The sequence below is a fragment of the Microbulbifer maximicatervae (SeqCode) genome (genome assembly GCF_052467305.1).
Genome location: NZ_CP174306.1, coordinates 4,243,266 through 4,259,446 on the forward strand (window position 1 = coordinate 4,243,266; position 16,181 = coordinate 4,259,446).

Annotated in this window: 12 protein-coding genes; 4 read left to right on the plus strand and 8 right to left on the minus strand. The window is 44.1% G+C overall.

The window, feature by feature from the left end; translation table 11 throughout:
* Positions 1–66 precede the first annotated feature (66 nt).
* A complete protein-coding gene (locus ACJJI4_RS18445; RefSeq protein ID WP_444926072.1) occupies positions 67–789 on the minus strand; it encodes an SDR family oxidoreductase in 723 nt (240 codons plus the stop codon).
* 117 nt (positions 790–906) lie between these two features.
* Between ACJJI4_RS18445 and ACJJI4_RS18450 the strand changes: the two genes are divergently transcribed.
* Entirely contained in the window at positions 907–1,821 is a 915-nt protein-coding gene (locus ACJJI4_RS18450; RefSeq protein WP_413663530.1) for a LysR family transcriptional regulator, read from the plus strand.
* 57 nt (positions 1,822–1,878) lie between these two features.
* On the opposite strand, the gene ACJJI4_RS18455 is transcribed toward ACJJI4_RS18450, so the two are convergent.
* Positions 1,879–2,274: a hypothetical protein gene (locus ACJJI4_RS18455; RefSeq protein ID WP_108734714.1), complete on the minus strand. Its 396-nt coding sequence runs from the start codon at positions 2,272–2,274 to the stop codon at positions 1,879–1,881.
* A 169-nt stretch (positions 2,275–2,443) separates the two neighbouring features.
* Here ACJJI4_RS18455 and ACJJI4_RS18460 point away from each other — a divergent pair, with 169 nt between their 5' ends.
* On the plus strand, positions 2,444–3,526 hold the full coding sequence (locus tag ACJJI4_RS18460; RefSeq protein WP_444928246.1) for a bifunctional nicotinamide-nucleotide adenylyltransferase/Nudix hydroxylase: 1,083 nt from the start codon (positions 2,444–2,446) through the stop codon (positions 3,524–3,526).
* Between the two features lie 206 nt (positions 3,527–3,732).
* On the plus strand, positions 3,733–5,148 hold the full coding sequence (locus tag ACJJI4_RS18465) for a nicotinate phosphoribosyltransferase (RefSeq protein WP_444926073.1): 1,416 nt from the start codon (positions 3,733–3,735) through the stop codon (positions 5,146–5,148).
* 143 nt (positions 5,149–5,291) lie between these two features.
* Here ACJJI4_RS18465 and ACJJI4_RS18470 read toward each other — a convergent pair whose 3' ends face one another.
* Together ACJJI4_RS18470 and ACJJI4_RS18475 are read right to left on the minus strand one after the other, a co-directional pair.
* The gene (locus ACJJI4_RS18470) at positions 5,292–6,005 is read right to left on the minus strand and encodes an NUDIX hydrolase (RefSeq protein WP_444926074.1); all 714 of its coding nucleotides are present in this window, start codon (positions 6,003–6,005) and stop codon (positions 5,292–5,294) included.
* A 60-nt stretch (positions 6,006–6,065) separates the two neighbouring features.
* Entirely contained in the window at positions 6,066–6,422 is a 357-nt protein-coding gene (locus tag ACJJI4_RS18475) for a winged helix-turn-helix transcriptional regulator (RefSeq protein WP_444907094.1), read from the minus strand.
* Between the two features lie 111 nt (positions 6,423–6,533).
* On the opposite strand from ACJJI4_RS18475, the gene ACJJI4_RS18480 reads away from it, so the two are divergent.
* Entirely contained in the window at positions 6,534–7,325 is a 792-nt protein-coding gene (locus ACJJI4_RS18480; RefSeq protein ID WP_444926075.1) for an SDR family NAD(P)-dependent oxidoreductase, read from the plus strand.
* 138 nt (positions 7,326–7,463) lie between these two features.
* Here the strand turns inward: ACJJI4_RS18480 and asnB are convergent, their stop codons facing one another.
* From asnB to parE, 4 genes are all read right to left on the minus strand, one after another.
* Entirely contained in the window at positions 7,464–9,398 is a 1,935-nt protein-coding gene (asnB, locus tag ACJJI4_RS18485; RefSeq protein WP_444926076.1) for an asparagine synthase (glutamine-hydrolyzing), read from the minus strand.
* Between the two features lie 870 nt (positions 9,399–10,268).
* Positions 10,269–11,924 carry a histidine kinase gene (locus ACJJI4_RS18490; RefSeq protein ID WP_444926077.1) on the minus strand — a complete coding sequence of 552 codons (1,656 nt, stop codon included), beginning with the start codon at positions 11,922–11,924 and terminating at the stop codon, positions 10,269–10,271.
* 1,362 nt (positions 11,925–13,286) lie between these two features.
* Positions 13,287–13,796, minus strand: coding sequence for a hypothetical protein (locus tag ACJJI4_RS18495; RefSeq protein ID WP_444926078.1), 510 nt, complete (start codon positions 13,794–13,796; stop codon positions 13,287–13,289).
* A gap of 493 nt (positions 13,797–14,289) precedes the next feature.
* Positions 14,290–16,176 (minus strand): DNA topoisomerase IV subunit B, encoded by a 1,887-nt coding sequence (parE, locus tag ACJJI4_RS18500; RefSeq protein WP_444926079.1) that lies wholly within the window; start codon positions 16,174–16,176, stop codon positions 14,290–14,292.
* Between the last annotated feature and the right edge of the window lie 5 nt (positions 16,177–16,181).

A 16,181-nucleotide genomic window follows, 5' to 3' on the forward strand; every position in this document is an offset into this window, starting at 1 on the left:
GGGAATATTAGCAAAAGAAATATTACCTGGAAAAACGATTAGTGCTTGGGCGGTACAAAGTCAGGATTACTGTCCCTGCCCTGTTGCTGCAATTTGAACCTCTCGAATATTTACATGCTGGGGCTGGGAGTACATGAACATAGCTGTGCGAGCTATATCCTCTGCATTAATTGCACCACCAATGGATTCTTTCCATTGTTGATAGGCCTCAACAATTTCTGCTGAGGTAGTGTGGCTTAGCAGCTCTGTTTCCACCGCGCCGGGGCATATGGTCATTACACGTACCCCGGTAGGCGCCACTTCCTCGCGCACGGTTTCACCAATAGCAGAGACAGCATATTTGGTACCACAGTACGCAGCATGATTGATAAATGTTTTTACTCCAGCAATAGAACTGATATTGATAATGGTCCCGGAATGGCGAGTTTTCATATCTTCCAAAACTGCCTGCATACCGTTAAGCAAGGCCAATACATTCACATCGAACATTTGCCGCCACTCATCGGGGTTCTGGGTTTCAATATTGCCCAGTAACATTTTGCCGGCATTGTTAATCAGACAGTCAACCGGACCGAACTGAGTCTCAGCCTCACGAATTGCCCCACGCAAGGCTGCCATATCAGTCACATCCACTTTCCTGCAAAGAGTATTTGGCAGATTTAAAGCTTCCAGTTTGTCCACACGCCTTGCCAACAATAATAAAGGATGCCCGCCAGCAGACATATGTTGGGCAATGGCAGCACCAATACCTGAACTGGCTCCTGTAATAACAACGAGTGGTTTGGACATGGGCTCTCTCTCCTTCAATGAGTTATCCCGGCGGATAGTTTTGTTTAAGTAGACCCAGTATAGGAATTCCGACTAATATGATTAGCCCAACCAATCGGAAAACATTGTTTGGTTTTTATGAACAATATCTCATGGCGCGCTATTCGTGCATTTATTCAGGTGGCCGATGCCGGAAGCTTCACCGCTGCAGCGCGGGACAGCGGCTTTTCCAAGGCCAATTTGAGCCAACTGGTCACAGAGCTGGAAACAACCCTGGATATACAGCTTCTCTACCGCACGACAAGACAACTGCGTCTTACCGAGATTGGTGAGGGTTACTATTTGCGTTGCAAGCAAGCGATGCAGCAGTTGGATTCAGCCGCCGAGTGGGCCAGTGAATCAAAGGGAGGACTGGAGGGAAACATCCGCATCAACGCTGTTGGTGGCGTTATCGGAGAGAGCTTAATTGCTCCGCTGGTGATCAAGTTTCAGCAGGCCAATCCAGGAGTTAGAGTTCATCTAGACTTTTCCAGCACCCGAGTAGATTTGATTCAAGACCAGTACGATTTGGTTATTCGTATGGGCAGCTTGCCGGACTCCTCTCTAATCGTGCGTAAACTTCACACTATCAAAACCCGATACGTAGCCAGCCCAAAGTTCCTTCAAGAATATGGGCCTATAGAAAAACCTGCTGACTTAGCATCTGTACCGCTAATTTCCGGCAGTGTGGATCAATGGCTGCTGACACGAGGTAAGAACCAACAGGTTGTGCAAGTTGAAAACAGCACTAAATTGATTAGCGGAAGGGTAATGCACCGCGCTGCAATTGAGGGACTTGGAATTACCCGGCTGGCAGATATCTATGTCCAGGCAGATATTGCCAGTGGACGCCTGGTTGAAATTCTGCCCGGCTGGTCTGAGTCTACCGAGCTCTCGATGGTATGCCCGCCCCTACGCCACCAATTATTACGGGTGCGCAATTTGATGCAGTGGCTCAAGGAGGGTTTTGCAGATATTTATTTACAGGCTTTAGCCGTTAGCCCTATTGAATAAAGTACCTCAAATAAACGCGAACAATTTGTCTCTGTGACTAGCTTTTCCTAATTACCGTCAAAGTTCACCTTCTGATTTTTTAATTGCCTGTAATTCCACCGGTGACAAAGCCTTGTAGCCACGCAAATAGGGCCAGCCATACCCCCAGCGAAATGGGGTGGGTAAAAAAGGCGTACCGCCAACCCGAACTCCAAGTAACATCATTAGTGCAACTTCTTCTTCCCCGGTTCCAGCTACACAGACTTCCAGATCTTTATCCGCCTGCTCGCGTTCATCGTATGTGCCCCCTTTCCAGTAGGCATAATCATGGGCAATACAGCAGTCGAGCCACAACTCCTGTTGATCAAAAGTTCCATCGGGAAATGCGCTACAACCATCAGTAGTAAATGGTTCTATTTCCTGCGCAAAGGCTTCCAAACTCAATAAGGAAATGAACAATAACCAGCGGCACATCAGTTCTACTCACACACTCGAAAAAAGTAAATCGGCTCGAACACTGGAATATAACCCCACCTCTTCGATAAATCGCTAAAAATTGAATTTGAGCCCACTTGCCATTAGTGTCTATTAGACACATAATATTTCAAGACCTATTATTCAAGCCCTGGAGAGACCGGGGTTTATTCACAGCAAGGAGCTTGCTGCTATGGCCCAGCACTACGATTTTGCCGTTTTCATCGGTCGATTCCAGCCATTTCATTCCGGACATCTAAAAGTAGTCCAGTGCGGATTAGCTCAGGCCCAGCACCTGATTATCCTGATTGGCTCCGCCAACCAGCCCCGCAACCCTCGCAACCCCTGGACTCATCGCGAGCGGGAACAATTTATCAGGAAAAGCTTAAGCCAGAGTGACAACAAGCGCCTGACCTGCCTACCTTTAATGGATGTGCCCTATAACGATGAGCTGTGGGTACGCAATGTACAAAACTCCGTTAACGGCATAGTGACCGCTCATCACACCATTCCCCACAAGCCACCTCAAATTGCATTAATCGGGCACCAGAAAGACCAGAGCGGTTTTTACCTCAACCTCTTCCCCCAGTGGGGATCCCTTGGGGTGGAGAATCACAACGAAATCAGTGCAACCCCCTTTAGGGAGGCACTATTTACCGACAGCGCCGATAGCTTGTTGAATTCACTCAACCAAGAAAAGCAATTGCCAGAGGGCACTATTGGCGCTTTAAGAGAGTTTGTGGAGACCAATCCAGCCTACGGCGAAATGCGCGAAGAAATGGCATTTATCCATCGCTACAGATCCTCCTGGGCCACCGCTCCCTATCCGCCAACTCACGTTACTGTCGATGCTGTAGTGGTCCAATCTGGCCATATCCTGCTGATAGAGCGACGAGCTTTTCCCGGGCGGGGTTTATGGGCGCTGCCCGGTGGTTTTGTCGACCCCGGTGAGCGACTGATCGATGCCTGCCTGCGAGAATTGCGAGAGGAAACACGCCTTAAAGTCCCGACACAAGTGTTGAAAGGATCTATACGCCGGCAGGATGTATTCGATGAACCCTATCGCTCGGCTCGTGGAAGGACCATCACGCACGCCTATTACATAGAACTGGCTCCCAGCCAACAGCTTCCCAAGGTAAAGGGCGGTGACGACGCTCGCCATGCCCGCTGGGTGCCCCTCGCTGATCTGGACCCTCAGCAGCTATTTGAAGACCACTATTACATCATTCAATCCCTGATTGGCGGTGCCTAAAGCTGGTAGGAGGTGGCCAATTGCCACCTCTTGCACATTCAACAGCTCGCGTTACCTCCACCAATACCCCAAAAAAAACACGCTGATACTTGACAGCTTAGTATCCAAAAGACACTATTAGCTCTATTAGTGTCCTTTCGACAATAATTAGCAGGACCCGCACTGGAGAGACCGGTGCTAACAACTACTCACGGAGGATTTCCGCGATGAATCAGTACAACCCAATCCTGAATGTCGACAGCTATAAAACCAGCCACTACCTTCAGTACCCAGAGGGAACCCAGTATGTCAGCAGCTATATCGAGAGCCGGGGTGGCCAGTTCAAAGAGGCTGTTTTCTTTGGCCTACAGGCATTTATCAAGCAGTACCTGACTACGCCGATCAGCGCAGAGCACATCGAAGAGGCAGAGGAGCTCTGTCTGGCCCATGGCCTGCCATTTAATCGCGAGGGATGGGAATACATTCTCCAAGAGCATCAGGGTTACCTGCCCATTGAGATTCAAGCAGTTCCCGAGGGCAGCGTTATCCCGACTAGGAATGTCTTAGTCCAAATAGTCAATACAGACCCTCAGTGCTTCTGGCTAACCAGCTATATCGAAACCGCCCTGCTGCGCGCAATTTGGTACCCCACCACAGTTGCCACCCAAAGCCGGGAAGCCAAAAAGGTCATTCAACGATATTTACTGGAAACTGCTGAGGGTCTCGACTCACTGCCCTTCAAGCTACATGACTTTGGCGCACGCGGTGCTAGCAGCGAAGAGACAGCTGCGATTGGGGGCTTGGCCCACCTGGTAAATTTCCAAGGCACAGACACCATTGCCGCCGTACTCGCCGGCCGCCGCTACTACGCAGCCCCAATGGCCGGATTTTCAATACCCGCTGCAGAGCACAGCACCATGACCAGTTGGGGACGCGAGCAGGAAGCCAAAGCCTATGAAAATATGCTGACGCAATTCAGCGGTGACAATCGTCTGGTCGCTGTAGTGAGTGACAGCTATGATCTTTGGAGTGCTATCGAGAATATCTGGGGCGGTGAATTAAAGGAGAGGGTAGAAAATAATGGCGGCACCCTGGTAATTCGCCCGGATAGCGGCGATCCCGTTGATATAGTCACTCAGACTATTGAGCGCTTGATGAGAATATTCGGAGCGACCATTAATAGTAAAGGTTTCCGAGTACTTCCTGACTTTATCCGGGTGATCCAGGGTGACGGGATTTCTCTACACACCATTGAGGGCATCCTCAGCGCAATGAAGGCCAGAAAACAGAGCGCTGAAAATATTAGCTTCGGTATGGGAGGTGAGCTTTTACAAAAAGTTAACCGAGATACCATGAGGTTCGCCATGAAAGCCAGTGCGGTTCGAGTCGATGGCCTATGGCGGGATGTTTACAAAGACCCCGCCACCGATAGCGGTAAGCGCTCCAAGAGAGGGCGCTTGGCATTAATAAATCGTACCGACGGAACGCCCTACACTATTCGTGAGCAAGATATTGGCGGCCGTAATAATCTGCTGGAAACCGTCTACCGCAACGGGAAATTACTTATAGAACAAGACCTGGAAACTATTCGGAAACGGGCAGTTATTGTTGAGGGTAGAGATATATTGGCTGCTGCCAGTTGAGATAAATTTTTAGAAAATTTGCATTATTAGCGAGCTTGAAATTCGCAAGCTCGCTTACATTTAAATTACTAGCACAACCGATTTTTCAAAAATTCCCACGAGGATTAAATTTAATCGACATAAGGATTCAAAAAATCACACTATTAAAGCTCCAGATTTCGTACAAACTTATGATCAGCGGAGCTTTCATTCAAACGATAGAGCGCTGCAGGCCGGCCTTTTTCGGAACGTTTTTCACCAGTATCTACTAACAGATTTGCCTGCTCAATTCGCCTGCGAAATGATTTTTTCTGTATTGGTTTCCCAATTATTGCCTCATGTACTTGCTGCAACTCTGGCAAGGTAAAGGTTTCCGGTAATGCAAATGCGGGCACAATCGTATAGAGCGCTTTTTGAACCAAACGCTCATGGGCACGACGAATAATTTCCTGATGATCAAAAGCCAGAGATAATTGAGATATCTGAGAGTAAGGCAACCAATCCACACTCGACACAGTATTGATTGCACTTGCACAGCATTGGTGGGCAATCAAGGCAGTATAGGCAACCGTTACCGACCACCCCCGTTTATCCCTGCTGGGCCCTCCAAAAGTATAGAGCTGCTCTAAATAAGGCGGTATAACTGATGTCTTTTCTTTTAGCTTTCGGTTAGCTGTCGCCTCCAGACTATTATCTTCGGTTTCAGAGACAAATCCTCCAGGCAAAGCCCACTTCCCTTTCTCTGGGTGAGCAGAGCGCTTAACCAATAACACCTTGAGAAAGCCTTCGTGATAGGTAAATAGAACTGCATCCACAGTAACTAAAGGAGCGTCAAAGTTACGCTTCTCATAACGAGCTATATAGTCTTTTTCATTCATAGGGAACGACAAGTATCATTTAGACACTTAGTGTAACTCGAAGGTATTGGTGGGATAAAGTTATTTACTTTCAGATAAATCTGAGCCGTCAATTTCTTCTTGTAGCTTTTCCAAGTCGTCCAGAATTCTCAGGAATTTCTGTCCAAATTCTGTAACGTTATATTCCACACGGGGAGGAATCTCTGCATAGCTGATCCGCTCCAGTATCCCAAACTCCATATTTCTACGTAAACATTCATTCAGGACTTTGGTAGTCAAACCCTCAACGCTGCGAACCATTTCCCCCGGTCGATTTACCCCTCTAGCCAGAAGCTGATAGACAGTAAGGGACCATTTACAGCCATAGATAGTCTCAACCATTCTGGCACTTCTCTTGGGCGGGCGCTTTCGCGTGAGCATATTTTTCTCTGATTTCATCAATACTTACCAAAAAGTAACTAGTGCACCATTTTGTGCTTACTTTTCAACCTATCCGGTTCTTTTCTAAACTCCACTCACGTAATGAGCATATCTCAGTGAGGAAATAATATGAGTGACTCCACTAAAAGACCAGATTCTACTGAACAAAAAGAAGTTGCCTTAATCGTTGGTGGTTCCAGTGGTATGGGACTCGCCATTGCAAACCTGCTGGTGAAACAGGGAATTCACACAGTTATTATTGGCAATAATCTCAACAAACTTGAAAGAGCCCACAACGAATTAACTCAGATGGGCTCTGCAGAAGCACTTCAGGCAGACCTCTATCAACAGGCTGATATCAGCAATATTATCGAATATATAAAATCCAGCAATCATCATTTTAAATACCTGGTAAACGCCGCTGGATATTTTAATCCTACTGCATTTCTTGAACATACCCGGGAAGACTACGACACTTATCTCGACCTCAACCGTGCCACCTTCTTTATTAGCCAGGCCGTAACAAGAAACATGGTAGACAACGGCGGAGGCAGTGTAGTGAATATTGGCTCCATGTGGGCCAAGCAATCCGTAAAGGCGACACCCTCCTCAGCCTATTCAATGGCCAAAGCCGGTTTACATTCGCTCACCCAACATATGGCGATGGAACTGGCCGATCACAATATTCGTGTTAATGCAGTATCCCCTGCGGTGGTTAAGACGCCTATTTATGAATCTTTTATCGATCCGGGGGAAATAGACCAAGCACTTGCCTCCTTCGATAGCTTTCACCCTATTGGCAGAGTTGGTACTCCCCAGGACATCGCTGATGTCGTAGATTTTCTTTTAAGCGACAAAGCAAGTTGGGTAACTGGAGCCATTTGGGACATTGATGGCGGGGTAATTGCTGGGAGAAACTAGAATACCAAAACGCCCGGATAGAAGTATTTTATTCGGGCTCAATTTAGATAAATTCCTGCACTGCAACTCCTGCTAAAGAAATTTTATTTTAATATCCAGAGTAAACCATCAAAACCGCCTAGAGTAGAGAATTAACTTCTAGCACATCACCAATCGTTTATGTATTAATATACTACTAACGGTAAGAAATTTAATAGCATCAACGACATTCTGGTCTGCCTGCGAGTGCCCCTCATCTTTTTCAAAAAATCTAATGAGCTTTTTTTGATCTAGAAATGGCATATCTAGAGTCTCACGGCTATGGATAATATCCTTCATATACTCATGAAGTTTCTTGTTTTTCTTATCTGTAAGAGGCGGAGTCCATAGCGGTTGTTTTTGCTTCTTGTAGGCCCTGTCTGTTAACACCGACTTCATAGCCTCTCGCAATACATATTTCTCAGTTAATCCTCGAATTTTATATTTTTCTGGCAATACTGATAGATAGTCTACTAAGTGGTGGTCAAGAAATGGTTGGCGACCTTCAATCGAGTGAGCCATTTCTGTTCTATCACCCATCATTGTTAAGACAAAATGAGGAAACATAGACTTGGTAAAGGTATACAAGCTTTTAGATAAAACAGGTCTATTTTTTAATACAGACATGCCACCTAAATTTTCCATGAGAGTATCTGCAATCTGATTGTTCTTTATATAATCAGCATAATCTTTACAAAATAATGGAAATATTTTTATACCCATATCCATAAAACTCTGCATCCAATTTGGAAAGAAACCAAGGGCAGACTTCACTACCCTTGATTGATGCAGTCTCGCAGAGGACATAAAAACTCCATCAGAAACAGGGTCGCCACTCTCCAAATCTTTTAGAATCAATTCTTTTTCTTCCTGGGGAAGATCTTCTAAGTAATTCTCGATAAAGTCTTGCCTAAACCAACCGTAACCAGCAAAAACCTCATCAGCCCCATCCCCAGTTATTACGACTTTATACCCTCGATCTCGGACAGCCCGACTAAGCACATATTTAGTAATAGCGTTCCCATTGAAGAACATTTTTTCACCGATGTAGGCCGTTTCTTCAAAACAGGAAACCAATATATCGCCATTAATTTCAACTGGATGATAATTACTCCCCGCATATTCGGTCATGGACCTGGCATCGGATGATTCATCATAAGTCGGGTGGTCAAAAGACAAGGTGAATGCATCTATTGGCTTGTCAAGCATGCTCTGAGCAATTCCTAAAACAGAGGATGCATCTAATCCTCCACTCAAGTAGCAAGCAACTGGCACATCAGCTTTGAGTCTTAACTTAATCGCCTCAGTAAATCTTTTGCGCACTTCGCTTATAACTTCTTCTTCTCTAAACTGAATCTTTCTTTGCTCAACAATAGTAGGGAAATAGAGGTCCCAATAAAGATGGGTAGAAAATTGCAGGTCATCCAAATAGGCAATACCGTAATGACCAGGAGGTAATTCAAAAATATTACTAAATGAGCTAGAAGCAGGAGCATGCAAGAAACTAATTTCTTGCCAGTAAGTATGCGGGTTCCACTCTACCGGCAAGCCAAGGGCTTTTAAGGCCTTAACCTCTGACGAAAAACTCAAACATCCATCTGCCCAGTAATAAAAAAGAGGCTTTATTCCAAACCTGTCTCGAGCAGAGAATATTAGTTTCTTACCTCTATCGTAAAGTACGAAAGAAAACTCTCCTCGAAGATAGTCCAGGCAATAAACACCATACTCTTGATATAGAGCAATCAGAATTTCACTATCCGACTGCGTGAGAAAACTATATCCTCGTCGAATAAGATCATTTTTTATTTTCACATAATCATAAAACTCACCATTAACAATACAAATTATTTCCCCGTCACTGCTCAACAGAGGCTGCTGACCACCCTCTAAGTCAATAATACTGAGCCTTTTATGCGCCAGCCTGGCTCGGCCATCTCCTGATGACCAGAATCCCTCACCGTCTGGTCCTCGATGGGAAAGAGTCTGTAGTGCACGAGAGATTTGTTCCCGGTTATACTTAACAGCGTTAGAGAATACCCCTAGCAGCCCACACATTTGACTGCCTCCCCAGTATCGATAAAAGGATTGTCTCAGATTAGCAAAAAGGAGTTTCACGCCATTCTCACGAAAAATAGGACAAATGACTCTGCATTAAGGAATTGTATTAAATAAAGATATGAGGTTGATATTCAGGGCCGAATTTACACTTCACTAGACGAGCTTGACCAGCTGAACTAACAAGTTCATTTGGATTTACATAACCATAAAACACTGGAGCCATATATTCAGATCGAAGCTCCCATACCCTTTCAAAATGGGTCGCCGATAAATATACAGTGCATTCTTGAGTTCCAGGTGTTAAATTCAGAATTTTCACTTTACATAGAAACCGGACCTTTAAACACTCTAGAAACAATATTAAACATTTTCGCGGGAGTATTCATAGAATATTCCTCACATCCGAACTCCAACATTTAACTTAATGTACCCCATCAAACTTATGGCATATATATTACAGCGAGAAAGTGTATTTTTACTTTCCTTACTTTTCGGTTTATCTGGCATCAAACCAAAAATAAGCTTCTATGGAAACTTTTAAAAATTCGCAAAACTATTGAGCAGAATAGCTCTCTTGTAGACACCCTACTACCAGTAGCTTGATTACAAGCTCAGACTTAAAGAGAGTTATAAATTTTAAAGATATCCTTTTCTTTCACTATCCAGCTAAGCTTTAGCTAAAACTCTAGATATATTGCTGCTCTAGGAAAATCTTTTGATTTACCTGAGCAGCCTAAAATCTATACTTAGAATAAAGATCTCTAAAATTTACATTGTACGTATTCCGTTCGGTCTAGATTAATGATAACAATACCATTTAAAATCAAACAACTAACTTTATACATAAATACAAATTATACAGTCCAATCAATAAATATAAACCGCTCCTGCAGAATAAGCTTCATTGTTCTCAGGATTTGCGAGCAAACCACTATCGGAACTTCCTTCACCGTTCGCCCCTACTGCTAAACTAGCTCCATCTCCACTTAGCGCAACAGAGCCACCAAATTTGTCTCCCGAGTCTGTGTTGCTCGCCTTAATATAAGCCTCACTAGACCAGTCTACGCCATTAAATATATAGGTATAAACTGCTCCTGCTTTATTTGAAGATTCGTCTGTACTATCTCCGAACAATCCTTGGCTATAGCTTTTCTCTCCCCATGCTCCCACGGCGATAAAACTGCCATCATCACTCAGGTTTACCGCCTCTCCAAAGTAAGCCGATACATGAGGATTGGAAGCTTTCAAATAGGCAGTTTGCTCCCAAGCGTTTTCTTTTCGAGAAAAAATGTAGACAGCGCCACTGTTAGATCCACTTTGTAATGGGGCGCCAACTGCTAGAGTTTGCCCATTACCACTTAAATTGAGCGCAAATCCAAACCAATCACCAGCGACAGGATTACTAGCCGATATCTTTCTATCTTCTACCCAAGATTCACCATCCAACTGGTATAGATAAACGGAACCTGCCTCTGCATTGTCAGCATAAGCCCCAACTGCGAATGAAGCCCCGGCATCATCAAGGCTTATCGAAGAACCAAAACCTAACCCCTCAGAACTATCAGTAGCCTTAATGTAGGCATACTGCGACCAACCTCCCTCCTCATTACGGAACACATATACCGCTCCAGAATCTTCAATTGAATCGCCATCAAGACCACCATCTTCACTGGGTGCGGTTACTGCTAAAGTAGAACCATTCCCACTAAGACTAAGGGCATAGCCAAATAGGTCATTATTTCCTTGATTGTCTGCTTGAAGTCGGGCGCTATGGACCCAACCTTCATTACTTCGGGAAAAAATATGAACAGCGCCCGCAGAAAAATTATCATTTTCCCCGTTCTCCTTGAATGCCCCTACTGCAAGCGTATAACCATCATCGCTAAGGCTCAATGCAGTTCCAAACTCTGCAGCTTCTTGAGGATCTGGAGACTTAAGATAGGCTTGCTGTGTCCATTCGCCATCTTCCCGACTAAAAATATAAACTGCACCTGAATCAGGTGTCAGGTTATCCTCTTGGTCACCACCGCTATCTTCGCGAGGAGCACCTACTGCAAGCAGGTTGCCATCATCGCTAATTGCTAGATTCCAACCAAACTGATCGTCAGCATCCGTATTACTGGGTTTAAAATAACCGATACTACCTATCACATCCTGATCAATCGCTACTGCATCAGAATCGATACATCTCTGATCATCGCAGGTTTGCAATAAGTATTGAGCATTAAGCTTTTTGAATAAAGGCACCACTAATTCAATGCGTTCTTCTTTTGGCGCAATGGGATTTCCAATAGGTTCAAACCCAGAGTGCCCATCAGCATTTTCAAATAACTGATAATAAGTTGCCCCAGAAACATCACTCCAGCGAAAGGTTAGCGTTTTAGGTTTCTCATAATGGACCGCCATCGTAGCAGCTGTAAGCTCGCCACCTGTGTCTGGATCATCTCCCCCGCTCGAAGATCCATTACAACCTGAAAGATATACACTGAACATCAAGATTGCTAGGTTAATATTAAATTTCACTATATGCTTTCCTTATAGGTCATCGTATAATTTTTCAAAACTCTCTTATCCTTAGCTCTTAATTAGATATAATTTTTATTGTCAACACGAAAATACAGACTATTCTCGCATCGCCTTAGCACTAAAATATCTCCAACAAGAACCACTGCGAGAGGTAAAATTAGAATAAACTTCGAATATATTCGTAAATAAAAAACCCCTTTTATAGATTTAGATTTGATTCTCTTTTAAAGCCTTGACAGGATTAAGGGCTAAGACTGCTTTATTAATTTGCCAGTTAAGACTTAGAAATTCACTTCTTGAACTCACAATAGCCAATATGAACTTTAAGACCGAAATAACCAGCATGAAAAAACATATAAAGCAAACACTCAGACGAGCAGACATTATTATATATATTTTATTTGTTCAGCAGCCGGCAGTAACAACTACTAAACAAAGTGTAAAACTCTAATCAACGTCTACACTATTTATCTTTTATCATTGGGTTTGCGCTAATTATCCTGCACACCAAATGGAGCAACCGACCAATACAAAATCAATAGCAATACCTATAAACATAACTTATTAATTTAACCTATAAACTATCACCCTTTACATTACAGCCGAGACTTTATAACGCACTCATAATGAAACTGATATCTAAACATTCTGATACTTTTAAGCAGCCTACAAGATTCAACTGACAGAGTGAACTTTTTTTAAAAAAAATATTTTTGCCCCCCCGAATTAGAACAACAGGTCCAACTAAAAGTCTTAAATGGCTAGACATCTGTCCGAACTTGAGGGTACGTTTTCATAAAGAAATATGACTAAAAATTTCTTAGCAAAAAAAGATACGGATAGCTTTTAGCAATTTTAAGCCAGATATCCCACATGATTACACAAAATAAATCGATGAAGAGATGACAGCTTAACAATTTTCGGACGTCAAAATTAAGAGATGTGAGCTTCTTTCCATTTAGATAATAGAGTAATATTTTTATCGTATCTCATACTTTTTATATATGAAAGCAGTTTAAAAGCGTGTAGTATTCATTTCTTGTAAAAAAAATCTGTGAATATTCCAATATTAATTTGGAACTCAAGCTATTAGATACTCAACTACTCTTCCAGCTCGCTCTGCACGTAATTTTCGAATCCACACCTTCATCCTGGATTTACTTACTCCCATGACCTCACAATAGGTTGACTATCGGTTACACAACCTTCTATTGGTACTCAGAAAGAGAAAATACCTCTTTCACAATTGGATTATTATTGATCTTGTTGAGAGTGATGCTACCAGCAGACAAATTTAATATGACGATTCCTTTTACAACATCTAGATAAATCACAGCCCTATTAAGGCATGATTTAAGATTAACCTTTGGAGTCACCCCTATTACTAATTGAATTTGGTAAAACCAAATCCACTGGTTCTCTTGAATTGACATAATCACGGAATTCGGGAGCTACATATTCAGAGCGCAACTCCCATATCCTTTTAAAAGGTGCCATTGATAAGTATGCTGTATATTGACGAGTCATTGAGTCCCAAATAGTAAAATCCAACCTGTTTGCCTTGTATTGGAAATAAGCTTCTTCCCAGATCTTAAAAAAACGATATACAAAACCAATGATCCTTAAAGTATCGGCACTCGACAAAGAATCAAAATCCTTCATCGCCTTCGCAAAGATGTCAGCCATTGGTCCGTCACAAATTGCTGCCACAGCTTCTCGATGAGCAATGGATATCTCATGCATAGAAGCAATCTTCGATTCTTTATTCTGAACTCTTATTAAAGCGGCAAGATAGACTAAAGATGCGACAACCGCAAAGGCACCAACAAGCTCACCAACGGCACTTAATGTATCCCACAGCATACTCAAAATTTAATCTCGTCAAGCAGGTATTAATTATATAACCTTTGATGCTGTCACTTTAGACTTTCAAAATACCCAACACTGCTAGCCTTACTATTGAGACATTATATAGGCACTTGTCACATGGTGCTTATTTCATCTTTTAAAAAAATTAGACTATAGATAATTAGAAATGACAAAATAGTAAAACCAATAAAATGGATTGATTTGTACACTTCTTTTTTATCGAAAATATCACATAGATGCTAAGGCTATATATTTTCGTATCAATGAAGTTATCTGTTTTAAATAAGTATAATGCTAAAACAAGAAATTTAAATTGAAGGAATTAAATAATATGCAGCTGAATTAGCATCCATAATGCTGGATAACTGATACAACTTCTGAAAGAGAGATAGAGCGCCCCAAAAGGAAGAGCGCCCCATATTAATCATATGCATTGATCTGTTGCCTTAGTACACTAAGGCAACACCAATACCTATGTTAGAAAGCTAAGAGCTTAACCCACTTCAGCCAGATTCCCTTTACTTTCCAGCCACTGCTTGCGGTCTCCAGCACGCTTTTTAGCCAGGAGCATATCTAGTAGTTGATTACTGTCATCTCCTGAATCTATGTAAAGCTGTACGAGACGTCGGGTATTGGGGTCCATCGTAGTTTCACGCAATTGCATAGGATTCATTTCTCCCAATCCCTTAAATCGGGTTACCTGAATCTTGCCCTTTTTCTTTTCCGCAGTGATACGATCGAGAATGCCCTGTTTCTCAGATTCATCCAACGCATAATAAACGTCTTTACCGATATCAATTCGGAATAGTGGGGGCATGGCCACATAGACATGACCGTTAGTAACCAACGGACGGAAATGACGTAAGAAAAGCGCGCATAACAGCGTAGCAATATGCAGCCCGTCTGAGTCGGCATCGGCGAGGATACAGATCTTGTTGTAACGCAAGCCTTCCAGGTTATCGCTGCCCGGGTCCACACCGAGAGCTACAGCAATATCATGCACCTCCTGACTAGCGAGAATTTCCCCTGAGTCAACTTCCCACGTATTCAGGATTTTACCGCGCAGAGGCATGATAGCTTGGAACTCCCGGTCTCGCGCCTGCTTGGCGGAGCCACCGGCCGAATCACCCTCCACCAGAAAGAGTTCGGAGCGCGTGGTATCGCCACTGGAGCAGTCTGCCAGTTTGCCAGGCAAGGCCGGTCCCTGAGTAACTTTTTTACGTGCAACTTTTTTCGCGGAGCGCATGCGCTTCTGTGCATTGCCAATACACAGTTCCGCCAGTTTATCGCCCTCTTCCGTATGCTGATTCAGCCACAAGCTGAATGCATCTTTGGCGACACCGGAAATAAATGCGGTCGCTTCACGGGAGGAAAGTCTTTCTTTTGTCTGGCCCGAGAATTGGGGATCAGCCAGTTTGGCAGAGAGAACGTAAGAACACTGACTCCAAACATCTTCTGGTCCCAATTTAATTCCGCGCGGTAGCAGATTGCGGATTTCACAGTATTCGCGCATTGCTTCCAGCAGGCCAGCCCGCAAACCGTTGACATGGGTACCGCCCTGAGCAGTGGGAATCAGGTTTACGTAGGACTCAGCGGTGACCTCTCCGCCCTCTGGCAACCATTGAACCGCCCAGTCTGCCGCCTCAGTAGTAGCTGCAAAACTGCCTACAAATGGCTCTGCTGGCAGTACTTCCCAACCCTGATTTGCAGCGGCCAAATAGTCCTTGAGGCCATCTTCGTAATACCACTCATCGGACTCGCCATCCTGCTCATTGATAAACGTAACAGTGAGACCCGGGCAGAGCACCGCCTTGGCACGCAGAAGGTGTCTTAGGCGCACCACTGAAAATTTGGCGGAATCAAAATATTGGGGATCTGGTAAGAAGCGAACACTGGTGCCTGTTGTGCGCTTGCCGCACTCACCTACTACTTCCAGATCGGAGGCCTTTTCACCATCCTTAAAGCCAATGCGATGAACCTTGCCATCTCGCTGGATAGTAACCTCCAGAACTTTTGAGAGGGCGTTAACCACCGAAACACCGACGCCGTGAAGGCCACCGGAGAATTGGTAATTATCATTGGAAAACTTACCGCCGGCGTGCAGAGTGGAGAGGATAACCTCTACACCAGGCCGTCCCTGCTCAGGGTGGATATCGACAGGCATGCCGCGGCCGTTGTCGCTGACAGAAAGCGAGTGGTCCTTGTGTAACACCACTTCAATTTTCTTGGCATGTCCGGCCAAGGCTTCGTCGACACTGTTGTCGATTACCTCCTGAGCCAGGTGATTTGGGCGTGCGGTATCGGTATACATCCCGGGGCGCTTACGCACCGGATCTAGTCCCGTGAGTACCTCAATATCTTCGGCGGAATAATTGGCCATAATTC